Consider the following 19,992-nt stretch of genomic DNA (forward strand, 5'->3'; position numbering starts at 1 on the left):
AGCACCTCCCACTCGTTACTTTTCGTCAAGTATAACGGTAATATGACTCATCCTTTTTTTGATTGATGCAGCTCGGCCCTGGGCCCTGGCGCGCCATCTCTTCAATGATGGTCCCTGATCGACGAGCACTTCCTTCACGAAGAGAATTTTCTCGTCTATGTTCGGATTCTGTGTAGCATTCGCAATCGCCGATTTTAGAACCTTTCCCACAATTTCGCCGGACCGCTTCTGAGAATAGGTCAGAATCTCCCTTGCATCTTCCACCCTTTTGCCGCGGATCAGATCCACAACCAGCCTCGCCTTCTGGGGTGACATTCTTATGTATTTTGCTACTGCTCTCGCTTCCATATTTTCCGTCTCTACGATCTTTTCTTTGTCGGTTCTGTCAAAATAACCAATTTCCTATTTCCGCACTTTCGATTTTCTGTCACCTGCATGACTGAAGAATATCCTCGTGGGTGCAAACTCACCCAGTTTATGGCCGACCATGTTTTCTGTCACGAAGACCGGTATAAATTTCTTTCCGTTGTGCACCGCAAAGGTAATTCCTATCAAATCAGGGGTTATTGTTGACCGGCGCGACCAGGTTTTAATGACATTTTTATTCCCTGAAGCAACAGCCTTACTGACCTTATCAAGAAGCTTTTCATCAACAAACGGACCTTTTTTGATTGATCGTGCCACTTCCTATCCCCTTCTCTTTACGATGTATTTATCTGTATCCTTATTGGTTCGCGTTTTATGCCCCTTTGTTGGTATGCCCCAGGGAGTGCACGGATGCCTTCCCCCGGAAGACCTTCCTTCACCGCCACCCATCGGATGATCAACCGGATTCATGACCACACCCCGGACCTTGGGTCTTTTACCGCTCCATCGTGTCCGTCCCGCTTTTCCGATGCTGATATTTTCATGATCGTTGTTTCCGACCTGACCAATGGTGGCACGGCAATTGATGAAGATTTTTCTCACTTCACCCGAGGGCAGTCTTACTTGAGCGTAATTTCCTTCTTTCGCCATTAACTGCCCATACGTTCCGGCGCTTCTTATGAGCTGACCGCCCTTCCCCACCTTCAATTCTATGTTGTGGATAAGAGATCCAAGGGGAATGTTTTTCAAGGGCAGGGCATTGCCTGCTTTTATATCCGCCTTCTCGCCGCTTAAAACCTTTTCTCCAAGTTCGACTTTTGCCGGGGCAAGAATATAGCGCTTTTCTCCATCTTCGTAGTTGACCAAGGCGATCCTGGCGGACCGGTTCGGATCATACTCTATCGACGCGATTCTGCCGGGCACATCCAGCTTTTCCCGTTTGAAATCGACGAATCGATAGCGCCGCTTATGCCCGCCACCAACGTGTCTGCTCGTTATTCGTCCTAAATTGTTTCGACCGCCTGTCTTTTTAATTGTTTTCAGAAGACTCTTTTGCGGTGAATCCGATGTAATCTCTTCAAACGTCGAGCAGGTCTGATATCTTCTCCCTGGTGAGGTTGGTTTATATTTTCTGATCGCCATCCGTCTCTATCCCTTCTCTATACACCGTATATGTCAATCGAATTTCCCGGGGCAAGCGTTACGACCGCCTTTTTCCAGTCTTTTCTCTTCCCCATCGTCCGGCCCATTCTTTTCTTCTTGCCCTTAACATTTATGACATGCACGTCATCAACGACCACCTTCAGAAGTTTCTCCGCGGCCCTGCGAATCTCTATCTTGTTCGCCCTGGGATCCACTTCAAAGAAATACTTATTTTTTTCTTCCTTTTCGATGGTGCTTTTTTCAGTGACCAACATTCTCTTAATAATCGAATGCATTTCCATCATGACAGCAGCGCCCCTTCCAATTTCTTGACTGCCGGCTCCAGAATGACAAGGTGCTCATGATTCAGGACATCATAAACATTAATGCCTTCGGACCTTATCATCTTGATCCCTTCTATATTTCTGGAAGATTTTTCCAGGACCTCATTGCGCTCGTCCGTTACAAACAAGGCTTTCCTCAATCCAAACCGATCAACGACTTCCTGAAACTTCTTGGTCTTTATCTCTTCCAGCGGGAACTCCTTCAGGACGACCAGCTTCTGCCCCTGATACTTCATGGTCAGTACGGACCGCAACGCACTCTTTCGCACCTTCTTGGAAACTTTATGCTTATATTCTCTCGGCAATGGCCCGAAGACGATTCCTCCGCCCCGCCAGATGGGTGACCGGCTCGTTCCCGCGCGCGCCCGCCCGGTACCCTTTTGCCGCCAGGGCTTCTTACCGCCGCCACTCACATCACTTCTACCTTTGGTCGCTGCCGTACCCAAGCGCCGTGACGCCATCTGCATTCTCACCACGTCATAAATCACCGCATCATTAACTTCGGCACCAAACACGGCATCATCAAGCTCGATCTCAGACACTTTATTTTTACTTATGTCAAATACTTCAGCAACCAACATCTTCAATTCCCCTCAAATAGCAAACATTCACGCCTTTGCAGACTGTTTTATGAATAGATAGCCGTTTCGCGCACCGGGCACGGCTCCTTTGATCATGATCAGGTTCTTTTCAGAGCGGATGCTCCAGATCATAAGATTCTTCACCGTCTTCTGCTTGTTGCCCATTTGCCCGGGCAGCTTTTTGCCTTTAAGAACCCGCGACGGGTACGCGCTGGCGCCTATGGATCCAGGGGCCCGATGAAACATCGACCCATGCGTCGCCCTTCCTCCACCAAAACCGTGGCGTTTGATGACTCCGGCGAACCCTTTTCCCTTTGTTGTTCCCGTTATATCCACGCTCTCGCCGACGCTGAACGCCTCCACCGTAATTTCCTGACCCAATTCATAGTCATCGATCGAGTCTGAACGCATTTCCTTCAAGACGCGGAAATATCCCTTGTTCGCCTTGTTAAAATGACCCTGTAACGGCTTCGTCACCTTGTTCTGCTTCATTCTGCCATAACCAAGTTGAACCGCGTCATACCCGTCTGTATCGACCGTTTTTTTCTGAGTAACCACCGATGGTTCAACTTCAACGACCGTCACCGGAACGGCAGCCCCATCCTCGGCAAATACCTGCATCATCCCGATTTTTCTGCCAATGATCATCTTTTTCATCAGATCCACTTTATCATCTACGTGTATTTTTTAAACGTTTGTTGCCCGACTACCAACGATACCGCCTGTCCGGAGAGTCCCGTCCGCCGCCTGCTTGGAATCTAAGCCTTTATTTCCACATCTACGCCAGCCGACAAATCCAGTTTCATCAAGGCATCCACCGTTGATTGCGTTGGCTCTATAATGTCAATCAATCGTTTGTGCGTTCTTATCTCAAACTGCTCTCTTGATTTCTTGTCGACATGCGGGGAACGATTCACACAGTACTTGTTGATCTCCGTCGGAAGCGGCACAGGGCCCGCCACTCGAGCGCCTGTACGCCTCGCTGTCTCCACAATCTCCTCTACCGAACGATCAAGTAATTTATAATCGTACGCTCTTAGACGAATCCTAATTTTCTGATCTTTCATGTCCTCGTTCGACCCAATATCTCATCAAGTATTTCATTCAATTGCTTATTCAATGACCTTACTGACAACGCCGGCACCGACGGTTCTTCCACCCTCCCGGATGGCAAACCGCAGCTGCTCTTCCATGGCAATAGGCGTGATCAGGGTCACTTCCATCTCCACATTGTCGCCAGGCATAACCATCTCGACACCCTCAGGGAGCTTCGCCACACCGGTCACATCGGTGGTCCTGAAATAGAACTGCGGACGATAGCCTGTGAAGAACGGGGTATGCCGACCGCCTTCCTCCTTGGTCAGAACGTACACCTGAGCCATGAACTTCGTATGCGGGGTAATGGAACCCGGTTTGGCGACAACCTGGCCTCTTTCAACATCCTCCCGCTTGATGCCGCGCAGCAGCAAGCCGACATCGTCACCGGCTCTTCCCTCATCCAGGGTCTTGCGGAACATCTCCACGCCTGTGCAAACGGTCTTCTGTGTCGTACGGATCCCGACGATTTCAACTTCCTCACCGGTTTTGACGATTCCCCGGTCCACTCTTCCCGTGACAACGGTTCCACGACCGGAAATGGTAAAGACATCCCCGACAGGCATGAGAAATGGTTTATCCAGAGCGCGTTCCGGCTCAGGGATATAATTATCGACGGCGTCCATCAGTTCATAGATGGTTTTCACGTCGGGATCTTCCGCACTTTCGCTTTCCAGGGCCTTCAGCGCCGACCCTCGGATAATGGGAATGTCATCTCCGGGAAATTCATATTCGTTCAGCAGTTCCCTCAACTCCAGCTCAACGAGATCAAGAAGCTCCGGGTCATCGACGAGGTCTACCTTGTTCATGTAAACCACGATGTAGGGAACCTGCACCTGCCTTGCAAGAAGGATATGTTCACGGGTCTGCGGCATGGGGCCGTCTGAAGCGGCAACCACGAGAATCGTCCCGTCCATGTGAGCCGCACCGGAAATCATGTTCTTGATATAGTCGGCGTGCCCCGGACAGTCCACATGGGCGTAGTGGCGTTTGTCCGTCTGATATTCCACATGGGAGATGTTGATCGTAACGCCTCTTTCTTTTTCTTCCGGCGCATTGTCGATGGAATCAAAGGCCCGGAATTCGGCGAAGCCTTTTTTTGCAAGCCACTTTGTGATCGCTGCCGTCAAAGTGGTTTTTCCGTGATCGACATGTCCAATGGTTCCAATATTCAAGTGCGGCTTTGTCCTTTCAAATTTCTTCTTAGCCATCCTCCGACCTCCTTAATCTTTATAATTCTCTTGAATAAGTATCATCCTTGATCCTTCAGGTCCCGCCTGCTGCGAAGCCCAAAGATTTTTTTCCGGTTCCTGCATCAACGAAAGGCTGATCGACATCAGCCTTCTGCAAATATCTAGAAGCGGTAGTGGGCAAAAGCCTTATTCGCCTCTGCCATTTTATGCACGCTTTCTCTCTTTTTGATTGACCCGCCCCGGTTATTGGCTGCATCCATAAATTCACCGGCCAGTTTTTCCCTCATCGTTTTTTCAGACCGGTCGGTCGCGTTGGAGATGATCCAGCGGATGGCAAGGGCAACTCTTCGCGATGACGCCACCTCTGTGGGGACCTGATACGTCGATCCTCCCACCCGCCGCGACTTGACTTCAATGACGGGTTTCACATTGTTGACGGCCCTTTCAAACAGCTCCACGGGGGATTCCTTCGCCTTTTTCTCGATGATATCAAAAGCACCGTAAAGGATGGACTCGGCAACGCTCTTCTTCCCCTTCTTCAGAAGGTTGTTGACGAACTTTGCCACGAGGACATTCTTGTATTTCGGATCCGGCAGGATCACCCTTTTCGCAATCTCTCTTCTTCTTGGCATAATCAGAACCCCGTTCTAACTTGGCTTTTTAGCCCCGTATTTTGATCTCCCCTGTTTTCTGTCCTGAACGCCGACCGCGTCAAGGGTCCCGCGGACAATATGATATCTCACACCGGGAAGATCTTTGACACGCCCACCGCGAACCAGCACGACGGAATGCTCCTGAAGGTTATGGCCGATCCCCGGGATGTAAGAAGTCACTTCATAGCCGCTGGTCAGGCGGACCCTGGCCACTTTCCTCAACGCGGAATTGGGCTTTTTGGGTGTCGACGTGTATACCCGGACACATACCCCGCGCCTCTGCGGAGACCCTGCCAGAGCCAGCGTTGATGCTTTTTTTGCAGCCCGCAATCTCCCATTGCGAACCAACTGATTAATCGTAGGCATTACCCCTCCAGTAAACTGTACTTCAAGCAAAAATAATTTGACTAAGAAAAGTTTGGTTAACTATCAATTCGTTGCGTGCATGTCAAGAGATTTCTCGCCACCTTGATCATTCTCTTCGATTTCAGCGGATTCGACTGCATCGTCGGCAGCGGTTTTTATGCCGAGCTTCCGATACATGACAAGACCCGTCCCTGCAGGAATGAGCCTGCCCATGATGACATTTTCCTTCAGTCCACGGAGATAGTCCACCTTGCCCGCCAGGCTCGCCTCGGTCAGAACCCGTGTCGTCTCCTGGAACGATGCGGCGGAGATGAAGCTCTGCGTGCTCAGGGAGGCCTTGGTTATGCCCAGAAGGATGGGCTCACCAACAGCGGGGCGCTCACCCCGCGAAATGGCCTTTTCATTTTCTTCCTGGAACCGGAACTTCTCGACCTGCTCGTCTGCCATAAAGGGAGTGTCTCCTGGATCGATGACCTTTACCCGCCGCAGCATCTGGCGCACGATCACTTCCATATGCTTGTCATTGATCTTCACTCCCTGCAACCGGTAGACTTCCTGCACCTCATCGACAAGATAGCGGGCCAGCGCCTTCTCTCCCTTGATCATCAGAAGGTCATGGGGATTGTTTACGCCGCTCATCAGGGGCTCCCCTGCAATGACCCGGTCGCCTTCCTGGACGCTGACATGCTTCCCCTTGGGAATGAGATATTCCTTCTCCTCGCCGATTTCCGGAATGACGATGACTTTCCGTTTCCCCTTTGCATCCTTTCCATAGGACACCACCCCGTCGATCTCACTGATAACGGCGAAATCCTTGGGTTTACGCGCTTCAAAGAGCTCGGCGACCCTCGGAAGACCGCCGGTGATGTCCTTGGTCTTGGTGGTTTCTCGAGGAATTTTCGCGATAATATCGCCGGCTTTAACCTCATCCCCCTCGGACACGACAATGTTCACGCCCACGGAAAGAAGATGCCTGGCCGCGGCACTGATTCCCGGCACCTTGGCTGTTCTTCCCTTGGCGTCCTTGATGGACACCCGGGGTCTGAGGTCTGCGCCCTTGAACTCAACGATTACTTTCCGGGAAAGGCCGGTCACTTCATCAACCTGCTCCTGCATCGTCTTTCCCTCTATGATGTCGCCGAATTTGATCGTCCCGTCCACCTCTGCAAGAATGGGAATGGAGAAAGGATCCCACTCCGCCATGCGATCCCCCCTCTTGACGGAAGCGCCATCCAGCACTTTAAGGTGAGCGCCGTAGGGCACGGTATACTTTCCCCGGCTCCTCATGTGCTCATCAAGAACATGAATTTCTCCGTGGCGGCTCATGACGACCAAATCACCCGTCTTACTGGTAACATAATTGAGATCCACATATTTCACACCTCCGTCATGGCGCGAATCCAGGGTTGAATGCTCCTCAAATTTCGCCGTACCGCCGATATGAAAGGTTCTCATGGTCAGCTGAGTCCCCGGCTCTCCGATGGACTGCGCTGCAATTATTCCAACGGCCTCTCCAATGTTGACCAGGTGTCCGTGCCCCAGGTCCCGGCCGTAACATTTTGCGCAGACGCCGTATTTGGCTTTGCAGGTCAGAACCGAGCGAATGTTCACACCCTCGATGCCCGCCCGGTCTATCTTTTCTGAGAGGGCCTCATCAATTTCCTGGTTGGCCCCCACGAGGACTTCACCCGTGAAGGGATCCAGGATCTCTTCCAAGGCCACGCGTCCGAGGACCCGCTCACCCGCCGTCTCGATGATTTCTCCGCCCTCCATCAGGGCGGAGACGGAAATGCCGTCCACCGTTCCGCAATCATGCTGGGTGATGATGCAATCCTGGGCGACATCGACGAGCCGCCTCGTCAGGTAGCCGGAGTTCGCCGTTTTCAGCGCCGTATCGGCAAGGCCCTTCCTGGCGCCGTGGGTTGAAATGAAATATTGAAGGACGGTCAATCCTTCCCGGAAATTGGCCGTAATCGGCGTTTCAATGATTTCTCCGGAGGGCTTTGCCATCAACCCGCGCATACCGGCCAACTGCCGGATCTGCGCGTTGCTTCCCCGTGCTCCGGAATCAGCCATCATGTAAATCGGATTGAAGCTCTCGATGACTTTTTTTCCGTCTGTCGTAAGCTGCTCCTCTGTTTCAATCCCTCCCATCATTTCCGAAGCGATTTTTTCCGTAGCCTGGGCCCAGATATCGATGACCTTGTTGTACCGCTCGCCGTCCGTAATCAAGCCGTCCATGTACTGCTTCTGGATCTCCAGGACATCGCGGTCCGCGCGGCTGAGAATATCCCTCTTGTTTCCCGGGATGTTCAGGTTCCTGACGGCAAAAGACATCCCTGAATGGGTTGAATATTTGTAGCCAAGGTCCTTCAACCGATCGGCAAGGATAACCGTCACTTTCTCCCCGCAGGTCCGGTAGCAGTAGTCGATCAGATTGGCCAGTTCCTTCTTGTTCATCACCTTGTTGATGACATCAAAGGAGATGTCCTGCGGTATGATATCATACAGAAGGACCCGGCCCACGGTGGTCTGCTTTAATTCCCCGTTGATCCGCGCCTTTATTCTTGCGTGTAATTCCAGAGCCCCTGCGTCATAGGCGGAGCGGACTTCCTCCGGATCGGAAAAGGTCATTCCATCGCCCGTGGCATCTTCCTTCGCCCGGGTCAGATAATAGATCCCCAGGACGATATCCTGGCTGGGGATGATGATCGGCTTTCCATTGGCCGGTGAAAGAATGTTGTTTGTGGACATCATGAGCACCCGCGCCTCCGTCTGGGCCTCGATGGACAGGGGCACGTGAACGGCCATCTGGTCACCGTCGAAATCGGCGTTGAAGGCCGTGCAGACGAGGGGATGCAGCTGGATCGCCTTTCCCTCGATCAGGACCGGCTCGAATGCCTGAAGCCCCAGCCGGTGGAGTGTCGGAGCACGATTCAGCATGACCGGATATTCACGGACAACCTCATCCAAGGCATCCCACACCTCAGCCGTCTCGCGCTCCACCATTTTCTTGGCGCTCTTGACGGTCGTCACATAGCCCTTCTCCTGCAATCGGTTGTAAACGAAGGGCTTAAAGAGTTCGAGAGCCATTTTCTTCGGCAATCCGCACTGGTGCAACCGCAGATCCGGACCGACGGTGATCACGGAACGGCCGGAATAATCAACGCGTTTTCCCAGGAGATTCTGGCGGAAGCGCCCCTGCTTCCCCTTGAGCATGTCGGACAGGGACTTCAAAGGCCGCTTGTTCGTTCCCGTGATGGCCCGGCCCCTTCTGCCGTTGTCAAAAAGAACGTCCACGGCTTCCTGGAGCATTCTTTTTTCGTTTCGAATGATGATTTCGGGCGCGTTGAGCTCCTGTAAACGCTTCAGCCGGTTATTCCGGTTGATGACCCGGCGGTAAAGGTCATTCAAATCCGAGGTGGCAAAACGACCGCCGTCCAGGGGGACCAGGGGTCGCAGGTCCGGCGGAATAACGGGCAGAACGGTCAGAATCATCCACTCCGGGCGGTTCCCCGATTTGCGGAGGGCTTCGATGACCTTCAATCTCTTGATGACTTTCTTCCTCTTTGTATCCGAAGAAGCGGTCTTCAACTCCTCACGCAACTCCACGTCCATCACATCCAGGTTCACTTCTTCGAGCAGCCTTCGGACAGCCTCCGCTCCGATGCCCGCCTGGAAGGCGTCCGCACCGTACTGCTCCCGGTAATCATTGTATTCTTCATCGGAGAGCAGCTCTTTTTTTCTCAACGGCGTGTTTTTGGGATCCAGAACAATCCATGATTCGAAATAGAGGATCCGCTCCAACTCCTTCAGGGTCAGATCAAGAACATTTCCGATCCGGCTGGGAAGGCTTTTGAGGAACCAGATATGGGCAACCGGCGTAGCCAGGGTAATGTGCCCCATGCGCTCACGCCGGACCTTCGACTTGATGACTTCTACGCCGCACTTTTCACAGACCACGCCCCTGTGCTTCATCCGCTTGTAACGTCCGCAGAGGCATTCATAATCCTTGACGGGACCGAAAATCTTCGCGCAGAAGAGCCCGTCACGCTCTGGCTTGAACGTTCGATAATTGATCGTTTCGGGTTTCTTGACCTCACCGAAAGACCAGGACAGAATCTTGTCCGGTGAAGCAATGGATATCTTTATTGCGTTAAAACGGATCGGATCTTTTGGTTTTTCAAAATAGCTGAAAACATCTTCCACAGTTTTTACTCCCGGTTATATGTAACTCGATGTCGGCGATGAAGGAGGCCTTTACTATTCCTCTTCAATCAATTCCACATCAAGGCAAAGACTCTGCAGTTCTTTTACGAGAACGTTAAACGACTCCGGCAGGCCTGGTTCTGATGTATTTTCACCCTTAACAATCGCTTCATAAATCCTCGTTCGGCCGGCAACGTCATCCGACTTGACGGTCAAAAATTCCTGCAGCGAATACGCGGCGCCGTAAGCTTCCATGGCCCAGACTTCCATTTCACCGAGTCTCTGCCCGCCGAACTGGGCCTTCCCGCCCAGAGGCTGCTGAGTGACCAGTGAGTACGGACCGATGGATCTGGCGTGAATCTTATTGTCCACAAGGTGATGCAGCTTGAGCATATAGATCATACCCACCGTGATCTCCTGGTCGAAGGGTTCGCCCGTGCGGCCGTCATAGAGCGTCGCCTGCCCCTTCGACGGAAGACCCGCCAGTTCCAGCATATCCCGGATATCCTCTTCACTGGCGCCATCAAAGACCGGCGACGAAACGGCTATGCCGCGCTGAAGCCTGCGCACAAACCTCGTGACGTCCTCTTCCGTTGCCCCGTCGACAAATTTGTCAAACTCTTTCGACGAGTAGATGTTCTTCAACTCGTCCCGAACGGGGTTCCGGCTTGAATAGCGCTCCAGCAGATCATTGAGCTTTTCGCCCAGTCCTTTCGCCGCCCAGCCGAGATGCGTCTCAAGGATCTGGCCCACATTCATTCGTGAGGGAACCCCCAGGGGATTCAGCACGATGTCGACGGGCCTGCCGTCCTTGAAATAAGGCATATCCTCTTCCGGCAGGATTCTGGAAAGAACACCCTTGTTTCCATGCCGTCCCGCCATTTTATCTCCGGCTTGAAGCTTTCTCTTTATGGCGATATAGACCTTCACCATTTTGATCACTCCGGGCGGCAGTTCATCGCTGGCTTTGAGCTTCTCCATCTTCTCATTGTAGTAAGCCTCGACGAGCTCGATCTTGTTATAGAGGTTGGTCATCATGCGGACGACCGCCTTCTCGGTCTCGTCATCATCCACGAGGGAAATTTCCTTCCACAGATTCAGGGGAATCTCATTCAAAATTTCAGGGGTGATGACATCGCCTTTTTTGAGGCATATTTTCTTTCTCTTCGGATCCACAATCCGGGCACCGGACTGTTTTCCCTGAAGCAATGAGCTGACGTCCTTCTTCACGGTTTCCGTAACGATCCGGATCTCGTCATCCCGGTCCTTTTGAAGCATCGCTGCCGCTTCATCTTCAATGTACTGAGACCTCAGATCCTTCTCCGCTCCCTTGCGGGTAAAGATCTTGGCATCGATGACGGTCCCCTCGACACCCGGCGGAACACGGAGCGAGGTGTCCCTCACATCGCTGGCTTTCTCTCCGAATATGGCGCGGAGGAGTTTTTCTTCGGACGACAGCTGGGTTTCCCCCTTGGGGGTGATTTTACCCACCAGGATGTCGCCGGCCTTTACGGAGACACCCATCCGAACGATTCCGCTGTCATCGAGATTGCGGAGGGCCTCTTCGCCGACATTTGGAATATCCCTCGTGATATCCTCCTTGCCGAGCTTGGTGTCCCTGGCCATGGTTTCAAATTCTTCAATATGGATGGATGTGTAGATATCCTCCTTAACGATCCGTTCACTCACGAGGATGGAGTCTTCATAGTTGTACCCCCCCCAGGACATGAAGGCGACCATCACATTGCGGCCCAGGGCGAGTTCACCATTATCCGTGGCCGGTCCATCAGCGATGATGTCGCCTCTCTTGACCCGGTCCCCCTTGTTGACGATGGCCTTCTGGTTGAAGCAGGTATCCTGGTTGGAGCGCTGATATTTGATCAGGGTATAGATATCGACGCCTGTATCGCTGTCCTCCTTTTCTGCGTCCTCGCACTTGATGACGATTCTGGAGGCATCGACGCTCTCGACAACCCCGGATCTCCTGGCAACCACAACCGCTCCGGAATCCCGGGCGACAGCCCTTTCCATGCCGGTTCCCACGAGAGGGATCTCCGGCCTCATCAGGGGAACCGCCTGCCGCTGCATGTTCGATCCCATGAGGGCGCGGTTTGCATCGTCATGTTCAAGAAAGGGGATCAGCGTCGCCGCGACGCTGACCAGCTGATTCGGAGATACGTCAACCATGTTGACGTCCGAGGGAACCACCGAGACAAAGTCTCCACCCTTTCTTGCCGAAATCAGCTCCCCGATGAAGCTTCCGTCGGGATTCACCGGCTGGTCGGCAGGGGCGACCACCAGGTTTTCCTCTTCAATGGCTGTCAGAAATTTGATATCCGGCAGGACCCGACCCTCCTGCACCATGCGGTAAGGCGTCTCAATAAATCCGAACTCATTCACCCTGGCGTACGTGCTGAGGGAAACGATCAACCCGATATTCGGTCCTTCCGGTGTCTCCACGGGGCAGATTCGACCGTAATGGGTGGGATGAACATCCCGCACCTCAAACCCGGCCCTTTCCCGTGTCAGGCCGCCGGGGCCCAGGGCGGACAGTCTCCTCTTATGGGTAATCTCGGACAGGGGATTGGTCTGGTCCATGAACTGCGAAAGCTGGCTGCTGCCGAAAAACTCACTGACCACTGCGGACACGGGCTTTACATTGACGAGGTCATGAGGCATCATGGTTTCGATGTCCTGAAGGCTCATTTTCTCCTTGATCGCCCGTTCCATGCGCACCAGACCGATACGGTACTGGTTTTCGATCAGCTCGCCGACGGAGCGCACCCTCCTGTTACCGAGGTGATCAATGTCATCCACACTGCATTCCGGAACCCCGTTTTTAAGGTCGATGAGATATTTGACGGCGGCCATGATGTCTTCGTTTCTCAAGACCGTCACGTCCGTGGAAACATCCAGGTGAAGCTTGTAGTTCATCTTCGCCCGCCCGACCGCGGACAGATCGTAGCTTTCGTTCTCAAAGAAGAGGCTGTTGAAAAACTTCTGCGCCGTATCGGGCGTCGGCGGATTGCTTGGCCTCAAGCGGCGGTAGATTTCGATGATGGCATCACCGGAGTTCTCCGTCCGGTCAACCAGCAAGGTGTCCCGTATGGAGGTGTTTGCCATATCCTCGCCGATCTGAATGACGCTGAGCTTCCGGATCCCCTTTTCCCGGATCGCGTCAACGGCTGCGGCAGTCAACGCCTCATTGCAGCGGAAGATGACCTCTCCCGTTTCCGGATCCAGGACATCGGCCGCCAGAATTCTTCCCGGCAGCTCCTCGACCTCCAACGGAATCCGATCAACATGCTGCTCCTTGATTTTTTTGAAGATCGTCTTGGTGATGCGGCGTCCCTTCTTGAACAGGACGTCACCCGTATGAATGTCCCGAATATCGTCAGACAGCTTGTGGCCGACGAGAGATTCTTCGACAGCTACAGCGAAGGAATCTCCTTCGCAGAAGACGTGTTCCACATCATAAAAGTAATTAAGCAGATCTTCCGTGGAGTAACCCATCGCCTTGAGAAGAATGGTGACGGGCATCTTCCTGCGGCGGTCGATGCGGACATAGAGCAGATCCTTGGAATCAAATTCCAGATCCAGCCAGGATCCTCGGATGGGAATGATCCTGGCTGAATAGATCAGTTTTCCGCTTGTTAACGTTTTTCCTTTATCATGGTCGAAAAATATGCCTGGGGATCGGTGCAGCTGGCTGACGATAACGCGTTCCGTTCCATTGACGATGAAAGTCCCCTTTTCCGTCATCAGAGGAATCTCACCGAAATAAATCTCCTGCTCTTTGATGTCACGGATGTTTTTCTGATCGGACACGCGGTCCGTATCAAAAACAACGAGCCGCACGACGATCTTAAGGGGAGCTGCATAGGTCATCCCCTTCTGAATGCACTCGTTGACGTCATAACGAACAGCCCCTATCTTATAGCTAACAAATTCCAGCGAACATTTCCCACTGAAATCCGAAATGGGAAAAACGCTTTTAAAGGCACCCTGCAGACCGTAATTCTTTCGATTTTCCGAAGCCACCTTCTCCTGGAGAAAAATCTCGTAGGACCTGACTTGAATGTCAATCAGGTTGGGAACTTCCAGAATTTCCTCGATACGGCCAAAGTTTTTTCTAAATTCGCCCATGGCATTCCTAAATAATAGTTCGGGCACAATGACTGTGCCCTTGTTATATTCAATTATTTAACTTCGACGGTCCCGCCGACTTCTTCAATCTTCTTCTTGATGTCAGCGGCCTCATCCTTGGATACCGCTTCCTTGATGGGTTTTGGTACACCTTCCACCAGGTCTTTCGCCTCTTTCAGGCCAAGGCCCGTGATGGCCCGGACAACCTTGATGACCTGGATTTTCTGATCGCCGAATCCCGTCAGGATCGCATCGAATTCCGTCTTTTCTTCGGCTGGCGCCGCCGCCTCCGCCGGGCCCGCAACCGCGGCAACCGCTACAGGGGCCGCCGCCGACACACCGAATCTCTCTTCCAGTTCCTTGACCAGCTCGGACAGTTCCAGAACGGTCATCCCTTCAATGAATTTCACGACATCTTCTTTTGTAATATCCGCCATTTTCTATCCCTTCCTGTGTGTTTTGTTTAATGTTCCTCAAGGAATGGGCCTTTAATTGCCCTCTTCCTTTTTAGCTCGATATCCATCCAGCACCCGGACAAACCCTCGCGGCACAGCGCTGAGTACATTGACCAGCTGCGTCTGAACGCCCACCATTACAGAAAGCATCTTGGCAAGCAGAATCTCCCTGCTGGGTAGTTCCGCCAACGCCTTCAACTGCTCAATCGTAATGACCTTATCGCCCAACATGCCGACTTTAAGCTCCAATTCTGCATTCTTCTTCGCGAAATCAGACAGAATCTTACTCGGCTCCACGGGATCGCCATAACTGAGAATCAAAGCCAACGGCCCTTTGAAATGGTCCTGCAATGCCTCAAGGGAAGTATCCCGTGACGCGATGTTCAAAAGGGTGTTTTTTACAACTTTCAACTCCGTGTTAGACTTCCGCAGGTCATTTCGCAGGGCTGTCATCTTGGCGACATCGATTCCTCTGAAGTTTGCCAAAACGGCCAGCTTGAATGACTTGACCTTCTGGTGGAGCTCAACGGCAACCTGCTCTTTCGTTCTCCGATCCAACCTTAACCTCCTTTCTCGCCCGCCACGCGATGGGCATGGCGGAATAAATTATCTTCCCGGGAAATCAGAACCTGTTACTAAGGAATTAAAAAAATAGGAGAACTGAGCAGCACACAGGAACATACACACAAACTTATGGCACTGAAGCATGACTCTGCTTCACTCAATAGCTATCTCGGCAGGCCGATGCGCGCATCGTTTAAACCCTGTACCTGCTGTCTCAGATTTCTCTATTTAGTGGTATGATTTCACATCTGCCTTGAACTGATTAAAACAGAAGTAATTTGAATTCTTAAAGATTTCTCAAATCCAGCGGATCGACCCTCACCCCGGGTCCCATCGTCGAGGAAACCGCAACCCCTTTGATATAGGTTCCCTTGCTGGTGGCGGGTTTCAACTTGACGATCATTTCCATGAGAGCCTGAATGTTTTCCATCAGCTTCTCCGGGCCAAAGGATACTTTTCCCACCGGGCTGTGGACGATTCCTGCCTTCTCCACCCGGAATTCGACTTTACCCGCTTTGACATCCCTGACGGCCTGGGCGACATCGAAGGTCACCGTCCCCACTTTCGGATTAGGCATCAATCCCCGGGGGCCGAGAATCTTCCCGAGCTTACCGACATTCCCCATCATATCGGGTGTTGCGATCACACGGTCGAATTCAAGCCATCCCCCCTTGATCTTTTCGATGTATTCATCGGATCCGGTGTAGTCGGCTCCCGCGTCCATGGCTTCCTTTTCCTTCTCGCCCTTCGCAAAAACCAGAACCCGCACCGATTTCCCCAATCCGTTCGGCAGAACGACGCTGCCCCGGACCATCTGATCCGCATGGGCCGGGTTCACACCGAGGCGGACAGCGGCCTCGACCGTTTCGTCAAACTTCCCCCTTGCAGAACTCGTTACAAGTTCCAGGGCTTCGGAAAGCGTATAGCGGTGTCCCGCCTCTACCTTCTCTTTCGCAGCTAGATATGTCTTTCCCCTTTTTGGCATGATTCAACCTCAATGTACAGTTTCGACCCGTCGTGACGGACAGCATCCTCTTTTTCAGGGTCTCAGCTGGTTTTTTTATAGAATCGATCTTTCCGTCTTCCCTGAAAAACACTTCAGGCAACCGCAGATGGCATGGCCCGCAGCTTAATCGGCGATCTCAATCCCCATCGATTTCGCCGTCCCTTCGACGATCCGAATCGCCCCTGCCATGTCCACGGCGTTCAAGTCCTTGTACTTCAAATCGGCAATCTCCCGCACCTGCTGTGCCGATACCGTCCCCACCTTGTCCCGCTTCGGGTCACTGGCGCCCTTGGCGATTTTTGCCGCCTGCTTCAGCAGTACGGAGGCAGGGGGCGTTTTTGTGACAAAGGTAAAGGACCGGTCCGCATAAACGGTTATCAGCACGGGGATGACCGTCCCTTCCTGGTTTTGCGTCAAAGCGTTATACGCCTTGCAGAATTCCATGATATTAACGCCATGCTGGCCCAAAGCCGGACCGACCGGCGGTGATGGTGTTGCTTTTCCCGCTTTGAGTTGAAGTTTGATATTAGCGATGACTTTCTTGGCCATAATATAACCACCTTACGTTATGATCTTGAGGCTGTCCGGACGGTTTCTTCCTGATCAGCTCTGAACAACCTGAATAAAATCCAGCTCCACCGGCGTCGGTCGACCGAAGATGCTGACAATGACTCTCAACTTTCCCTTCTCAGCCTTGACCTCGTCGATCACTCCATCGAAATTTGTAAAGGGACCATCCACGATGGTCACATGGTCACCCACTTCAAATTTGAACTTGGGCTTGGGCTTCAAGGTCCCTTCGTCGATTCTCGTTTTCAGCAGCTCCACGTCCCGGTCGGGAATAGGCGAAGGTTTCTCCCTGCTTCCGATGAATCCCGTCACCTTCGGAGTATCCTTCACAAGGTGCCACGTATCATCGTCCAGCTCCATCTTTACAAGAATGTACCCCGGAAAGAACTTGCGCTTCGACGTCTTTTTCGTACCGGACACCAGTTCGACGACATCCTCTTCGGGAATCAGGATGTCTGAAAAACGGGACTGCATGCCTGCGGCCCCTATCCGTTCCTGCAGAGACTGTTTCACCTTGCTTTCGAAACCGGAATATGTATGCACGACATACCATTTGAAAGCCATAGTATTTTAACCTAACACCAGCTTGATCGTCTTGGTAAGGCCGAAATCTACGATCCCGAGGAAGGTGGAAACAATGAAGACAACGATAATGACCACGGAGGTGGAAGCCAAGGTCTGCTTCGGCGTGGGCCACGTCACCTTTTTAAGCTCCGCCCTCGCTCCCTTTAAAAACAGGCTTATAATTTCGATATAGCCCTTCAACTTGATCATTATATTTCCCATGTCCAGGACCCTTGACCTACTAAAAAAAATGGCAGGCCAGGAGGGACTCGAACCCCCAGCATCCGGATTTGGAGTCCGGCGCTCTATCCATTAGAGCTACTGGCCTGTAAGTGTCGCGCAAATATGATTCGCCTATTTGGTCTCCCTGTGGAGCTTGTGTGAACGGCAGAACCGGCAGTATTTCTTTATTTCAAACCGACCCTGCATCGTCCTCTTGTTCTTGGTTGTCGTGTAATTCTTCTGCTTACACTCCGTACATGCCAAAATAATAATATTACGCATACCTCTCCTGCCTGCACACCACTGGAGCCCACGACCAGGATTGAACTGGTGACCTCATCCTTACCAAGGATGTGCTCTACCGACTGAGCTACGTGGGCGTTTATGATTTTATCTGCGTTACTTCCTGACTTTTCGCGGTTCGTTCCTGCCTCTCCAGGATGCAACATGCTGCGCAATCGATTTCTTCTGCCATTACGCCGGAAGACGTTATCAACCCCGCACATTCCTGAAATGGAACTAAATGGAGCGGGAAACGGGATTCGAACCCGCGACCCTCAGCTTGGAAGGCTGACGCTCTAGCCCCTGAGCTACTCCCGCTTACCGATGGAATTCGATGGATAAAACCCGGAAAGTTCCTGTACCAAACCTTCATCCTCCGTAAGGGAGGCAGTAAATGGTGGAGGGGGGAGGGTTCGAACCTCCGTAGGCTGAGCCGACAGATTTACAGTCTGCTCCCTTTGACCGCTCGGGAACCCCTCCAATTTTAAAAATACTCAATCTGGAGCTGGCGATGGGACTCGAACCCGCAACCTGCTGATTACAAATCAGCTGCTCTACCGATTGAGCTACGCCAGCACAAACTCATTCACAAGTTGCCTCAAGAGTCCGATTCTCGGAAACAATGCGAGAAAAACCCTGAAGCGGTGAACTTAATTGGATTGCCTACGTTTGTCAAGTAAATTTTAAACAATCTTTTTCCCGGTTTTCTCTGCCTTTGTGGAACAATCCAACTATTTTTTCCATCAGTCCGGCCCTGCCATCCCCCCAGGTTCTTCAATGATTTCAGCGGAAAAGGCGTAGATAGCCGCACGTTCATCCTGCCAGGCGTCGTTGGGCAACCCGGCCTTATAGCAGGTCTCCTCGAGAAAAGTCAAGGCATCCCAGCCATATTCCGTCGCTACCTGAGGCAACAGCAAGCCCGAACGATTTCCCAGCACGATGTACAGTCCATGTTTTCCGACTTCGATTTCTTCCGGGCGCTCTATTCTTTTCAAGGGTGACAGCACGGATATCTCTACGGAGATTTCCCCCAGTTCATCACGGCTCAAGGGGGAAAATCTCGGGTCTTGAAAGGCGGCGGCCAGGGCCATTTCTCTCACGGCCTGTTCAAGAGGCCTGAAGGGCTGTATATACCCGATGCAACCCCGCAATTGTCCCCGCTTCTTGAGGGTGACAAACACGCCCCTTTTCTCCTGAAGTACCGAGGGAATTCGGCTGTCCCCCGGCGTCTCGCACAATTCTCCACCAGCCTGGAGCTTCCCTTCGATCGTTGAACGGACGATCTCGAGCAGGGCCTTTCTTTCTCCTTCCGACAGGCTCATCCCTATTCCCCCCTGTAGAAAACGGAGGCGGCATATCCGACGACACCGCTTCGATCCCCGGTCACATCCCCGGAATTCGCGTACGTTAAAACTGCCGCCTTGTCCGCACCCAATCCTTTAGCCACCATCACCGTCACAGCCGCCGGCCCGCCACCGCAGGCCTCACCGACTCCCCTCTGCAGATCCCTCAATAAGCCCTTCTCGTCCATTCTGCCGAGATGATCGAGAATGCGCCTGTCCATTTTAATCGCTTCCTCGTAGTTGTGATAGTGGGACAGATCCGAGCTGCCGACAACCAGAATGTTCTGATTCCCGGCGCTGGAAATGATGGCATCGGCCAGCATTCTGCAGGTCTCTTCATCCTGATCGCCCATGATCAAAGGAACAAAGAGGAATGCCCCGAGTGCAACCTGCAGAAAGGGCAGCTGAATTTCCACGGAATGCTCCTGCAGATGTACATCCGGCAGAAAGGAAATTCGAGGGCTCCCTTCGAGAAGCCCGGCGGCGACGGACTCATGGACATTGACGATGCCCAGAGGCGTTTCATACCCTCCCTGGTTGAAAAGGGAGACACCCCGGAAGTAGGATCGGTGACTCGGACCGATCACGAAGACGACATCGTAAGCCTTCCCCGTGATCTGCTTATAGGCGTGTGCCGCAACCTGTCCGGAATACATGTATCCCGCATGGGGTGCGACGAGACCGAGAATCTCCCCCCCAATCGGGTCATCCGGCACTTTCTTGAAATAATCAAGGATATCCCGTTCGAGAATTCGAGGATTTCCCGGGTACCATGAACCTGCAATCAGGGATTTTTTAATATAGTCCATAGCGAACTCCTCCGTTCCATGGCAGCTTTCAGGCTGGAACGGTTTCTTCCAGCCGCCGCGCTGCATCTGTTGTGGCTGGTT

The 19,992-nt window shown here is 52.4% G+C and carries 20 protein-coding genes, 5 tRNA genes and 1 pseudogene; all 26 read right to left on the minus strand.

Annotated features, from left to right (window positions below):
- Positions 1-15: 15 nt before the first annotated feature.
- Complete coding sequence (gene rplV, locus AB3175_RS09360) at positions 16-348, minus strand: 50S ribosomal protein L22 (protein WP_367360681.1); 333 nt, start codon at positions 346-348, stop codon at positions 16-18.
- A gap of 54 nt (positions 349-402) precedes the next feature.
- Complete coding sequence (gene rpsS, locus AB3175_RS09365) at positions 403-684, minus strand: 30S ribosomal protein S19 (protein WP_367360682.1); 282 nt, start codon at positions 682-684, stop codon at positions 403-405.
- Between the two features lie 3 nt (positions 685-687).
- On the minus strand, positions 688-1,509 hold the full coding sequence (rplB, locus tag AB3175_RS09370; protein ID WP_367360683.1) for a 50S ribosomal protein L2: 822 nt from the start codon (positions 1,507-1,509) through the stop codon (positions 688-690).
- A gap of 17 nt (positions 1,510-1,526) precedes the next feature.
- Complete coding sequence (rplW, locus tag AB3175_RS09375) at positions 1,527-1,811, minus strand: 50S ribosomal protein L23 (RefSeq protein ID WP_367360766.1); 285 nt, start codon at positions 1,809-1,811, stop codon at positions 1,527-1,529.
- Positions 1,811-2,434 (minus strand): 50S ribosomal protein L4, encoded by a 624-nt coding sequence (rplD, locus tag AB3175_RS09380; RefSeq protein ID WP_367360684.1) that lies wholly within the window; start codon positions 2,432-2,434, stop codon positions 1,811-1,813. The genes rplW and rplD overlap by 1 nt, the downstream gene beginning before the upstream one ends.
- Before the next feature lie 27 nt (positions 2,435-2,461).
- Complete coding sequence (gene rplC, locus AB3175_RS09385; RefSeq protein WP_367360685.1) at positions 2,462-3,091, minus strand: 50S ribosomal protein L3; 630 nt, start codon at positions 3,089-3,091, stop codon at positions 2,462-2,464.
- A gap of 101 nt (positions 3,092-3,192) precedes the next feature.
- Positions 3,193-3,501: a 30S ribosomal protein S10 gene (gene rpsJ, locus AB3175_RS09390; RefSeq protein WP_093882010.1), complete on the minus strand. Its 309-nt coding sequence runs from the start codon at positions 3,499-3,501 to the stop codon at positions 3,193-3,195.
- Positions 3,502-3,546: 45 nt separating this feature from the next.
- On the minus strand, positions 3,547-4,740 hold the full coding sequence (tuf, locus tag AB3175_RS09395; RefSeq protein WP_367360686.1) for an elongation factor Tu: 1,194 nt from the start codon (positions 4,738-4,740) through the stop codon (positions 3,547-3,549).
- A 143-nt stretch (positions 4,741-4,883) separates the two neighbouring features.
- Positions 4,884-5,354, minus strand: coding sequence for a 30S ribosomal protein S7 (gene rpsG, locus AB3175_RS09400; RefSeq protein ID WP_367360687.1), 471 nt, complete (start codon positions 5,352-5,354; stop codon positions 4,884-4,886).
- A gap of 15 nt (positions 5,355-5,369) precedes the next feature.
- A complete protein-coding gene (gene rpsL / locus AB3175_RS09405) occupies positions 5,370-5,741 on the minus strand; it encodes a 30S ribosomal protein S12 (protein WP_367360688.1) in 372 nt (123 codons plus the stop codon).
- Between the two features lie 180 nt (positions 5,742-5,921).
- A pseudogene (rpoC, locus tag AB3175_RS09410) lies at positions 5,922-9,950 on the minus strand (DNA-directed RNA polymerase subunit beta'); the annotation flags it as partial.
- A gap of 54 nt (positions 9,951-10,004) precedes the next feature.
- Entirely contained in the window at positions 10,005-14,096 is a 4,092-nt protein-coding gene (gene rpoB, locus AB3175_RS09415) for a DNA-directed RNA polymerase subunit beta (RefSeq protein ID WP_367360689.1), read from the minus strand.
- Positions 14,097-14,149: 53 nt separating this feature from the next.
- Entirely contained in the window at positions 14,150-14,533 is a 384-nt protein-coding gene (rplL, locus tag AB3175_RS09420) for a 50S ribosomal protein L7/L12 (protein WP_367360690.1), read from the minus strand.
- A 51-nt stretch (positions 14,534-14,584) separates the two neighbouring features.
- Positions 14,585-15,109, minus strand: coding sequence for a 50S ribosomal protein L10 (rplJ, locus tag AB3175_RS09425; RefSeq protein ID WP_367360691.1), 525 nt, complete (start codon positions 15,107-15,109; stop codon positions 14,585-14,587).
- A 292-nt stretch (positions 15,110-15,401) separates the two neighbouring features.
- A complete protein-coding gene (rplA, locus tag AB3175_RS09430; RefSeq protein WP_367360692.1) occupies positions 15,402-16,100 on the minus strand; it encodes a 50S ribosomal protein L1 in 699 nt (232 codons plus the stop codon).
- A 144-nt stretch (positions 16,101-16,244) separates the two neighbouring features.
- Positions 16,245-16,670: a 50S ribosomal protein L11 gene (gene rplK / locus AB3175_RS09435; protein ID WP_367360693.1), complete on the minus strand. Its 426-nt coding sequence runs from the start codon at positions 16,668-16,670 to the stop codon at positions 16,245-16,247.
- 54 nt (positions 16,671-16,724) lie between these two features.
- Positions 16,725-17,255, minus strand: coding sequence for a transcription termination/antitermination protein NusG (gene nusG, locus AB3175_RS09440; RefSeq protein WP_367360694.1), 531 nt, complete (start codon positions 17,253-17,255; stop codon positions 16,725-16,727).
- 6 nt (positions 17,256-17,261) lie between these two features.
- Complete coding sequence (secE, locus tag AB3175_RS09445; protein WP_367360695.1) at positions 17,262-17,465, minus strand: preprotein translocase subunit SecE; 204 nt, start codon at positions 17,463-17,465, stop codon at positions 17,262-17,264.
- 41 nt (positions 17,466-17,506) lie between these two features.
- Positions 17,507-17,583, minus strand: a tRNA-Trp gene (locus AB3175_RS09450).
- A 26-nt stretch (positions 17,584-17,609) separates the two neighbouring features.
- The gene (rpmG, locus tag AB3175_RS09455; RefSeq protein WP_011416199.1) at positions 17,610-17,759 is read right to left on the minus strand and encodes a 50S ribosomal protein L33; all 150 of its coding nucleotides are present in this window, start codon (positions 17,757-17,759) and stop codon (positions 17,610-17,612) included.
- A 22-nt stretch (positions 17,760-17,781) separates the two neighbouring features.
- A tRNA-Thr gene (locus AB3175_RS09460) sits at positions 17,782-17,857 on the minus strand.
- A gap of 144 nt (positions 17,858-18,001) precedes the next feature.
- Positions 18,002-18,077: transfer RNA gene (locus AB3175_RS09465), tRNA-Gly, on the minus strand.
- Between the two features lie 77 nt (positions 18,078-18,154).
- Positions 18,155-18,239, minus strand: a tRNA-Tyr gene (locus tag AB3175_RS09470).
- Between the two features lie 20 nt (positions 18,240-18,259).
- A tRNA-Thr gene (locus AB3175_RS09475) sits at positions 18,260-18,335 on the minus strand.
- A 167-nt stretch (positions 18,336-18,502) separates the two neighbouring features.
- Complete coding sequence (amrA, locus tag AB3175_RS09480; protein WP_367360696.1) at positions 18,503-19,081, minus strand: AmmeMemoRadiSam system protein A; 579 nt, start codon at positions 19,079-19,081, stop codon at positions 18,503-18,505.
- Positions 19,082-19,083: 2 nt separating this feature from the next.
- Positions 19,084-19,911: an AmmeMemoRadiSam system protein B gene (gene amrB, locus AB3175_RS09485; protein ID WP_367360697.1), complete on the minus strand. Its 828-nt coding sequence runs from the start codon at positions 19,909-19,911 to the stop codon at positions 19,084-19,086.
- Between the last annotated feature and the right edge of the window lie 81 nt (positions 19,912-19,992).

This window comes from Syntrophus sp. (in: bacteria) (genome assembly GCF_040768185.1).
Classification (GTDB): Bacteria; Desulfobacterota; Syntrophia; order Syntrophales; family Syntrophaceae; genus Syntrophus; species Syntrophus buswellii.

Bases quoted from the DNA above. Each gene is read 5' to 3' on its own strand.
- rplV (WP_367360681.1), bottom strand. From the start codon at position 348: ATGGAAGCGAGAGCAGTAGCAAAATACATAAGAATGTCACCCCAGAAG.
- rplB (WP_367360683.1), bottom strand. From the start codon at position 1,509: ATGGCGATCAGAAAATATAAACCAACCTCACCAGGGAGAAGATATCAG.
- rplW (WP_367360766.1), bottom strand. From the start codon at position 1,811: ATGGAAATGCATTCGATTATTAAGAGAATGTTGGTCACTGAAAAAAGC.
- rplD (WP_367360684.1), bottom strand. From the start codon at position 2,434: ATGTTGGTTGCTGAAGTATTTGACATAAGTAAAAATAAAGTGTCTGAG.
- rplC (WP_367360685.1), bottom strand. From the start codon at position 3,091: ATGAAAAAGATGATCATTGGCAGAAAAATCGGGATGATGCAGGTATTT.
- rpsJ (WP_093882010.1), bottom strand. From the start codon at position 3,501: ATGAAAGATCAGAAAATTAGGATTCGTCTAAGAGCGTACGATTATAAA.
- tuf (WP_367360686.1), bottom strand. From the start codon at position 4,740: ATGGCTAAGAAGAAATTTGAAAGGACAAAGCCGCACTTGAATATTGGA.
- rpsG (WP_367360687.1), bottom strand. From the start codon at position 5,354: ATGCCAAGAAGAAGAGAGATTGCGAAAAGGGTGATCCTGCCGGATCCG.
- rpsL (WP_367360688.1), bottom strand. From the start codon at position 5,741: ATGCCTACGATTAATCAGTTGGTTCGCAATGGGAGATTGCGGGCTGCA.
- rpoB (WP_367360689.1), bottom strand. From the start codon at position 14,096: ATGGGCGAATTTAGAAAAAACTTTGGCCGTATCGAGGAAATTCTGGAA.
- rplL (WP_367360690.1), bottom strand. From the start codon at position 14,533: ATGGCGGATATTACAAAAGAAGATGTCGTGAAATTCATTGAAGGGATG.
- rplA (WP_367360692.1), bottom strand. From the start codon at position 16,100: ATGCCAAAAAGGGGAAAGACATATCTAGCTGCGAAAGAGAAGGTAGAG.
- rplK (WP_367360693.1), bottom strand. From the start codon at position 16,670: ATGGCCAAGAAAGTCATCGCTAATATCAAACTTCAACTCAAAGCGGGA.
- nusG (WP_367360694.1), bottom strand. From the start codon at position 17,255: ATGGCTTTCAAATGGTATGTCGTGCATACATATTCCGGTTTCGAAAGC.
- secE (WP_367360695.1), bottom strand. From the start codon at position 17,465: ATGATCAAGTTGAAGGGCTATATCGAAATTATAAGCCTGTTTTTAAAG.
- rpmG (WP_011416199.1), bottom strand. From the start codon at position 17,759: ATGCGTAATATTATTATTTTGGCATGTACGGAGTGTAAGCAGAAGAAT.
- amrA (WP_367360696.1), bottom strand. From the start codon at position 19,081: ATGAGCCTGTCGGAAGGAGAAAGAAAGGCCCTGCTCGAGATCGTCCGT.
- amrB (WP_367360697.1), bottom strand. From the start codon at position 19,911: ATGGACTATATTAAAAAATCCCTGATTGCAGGTTCATGGTACCCGGGA.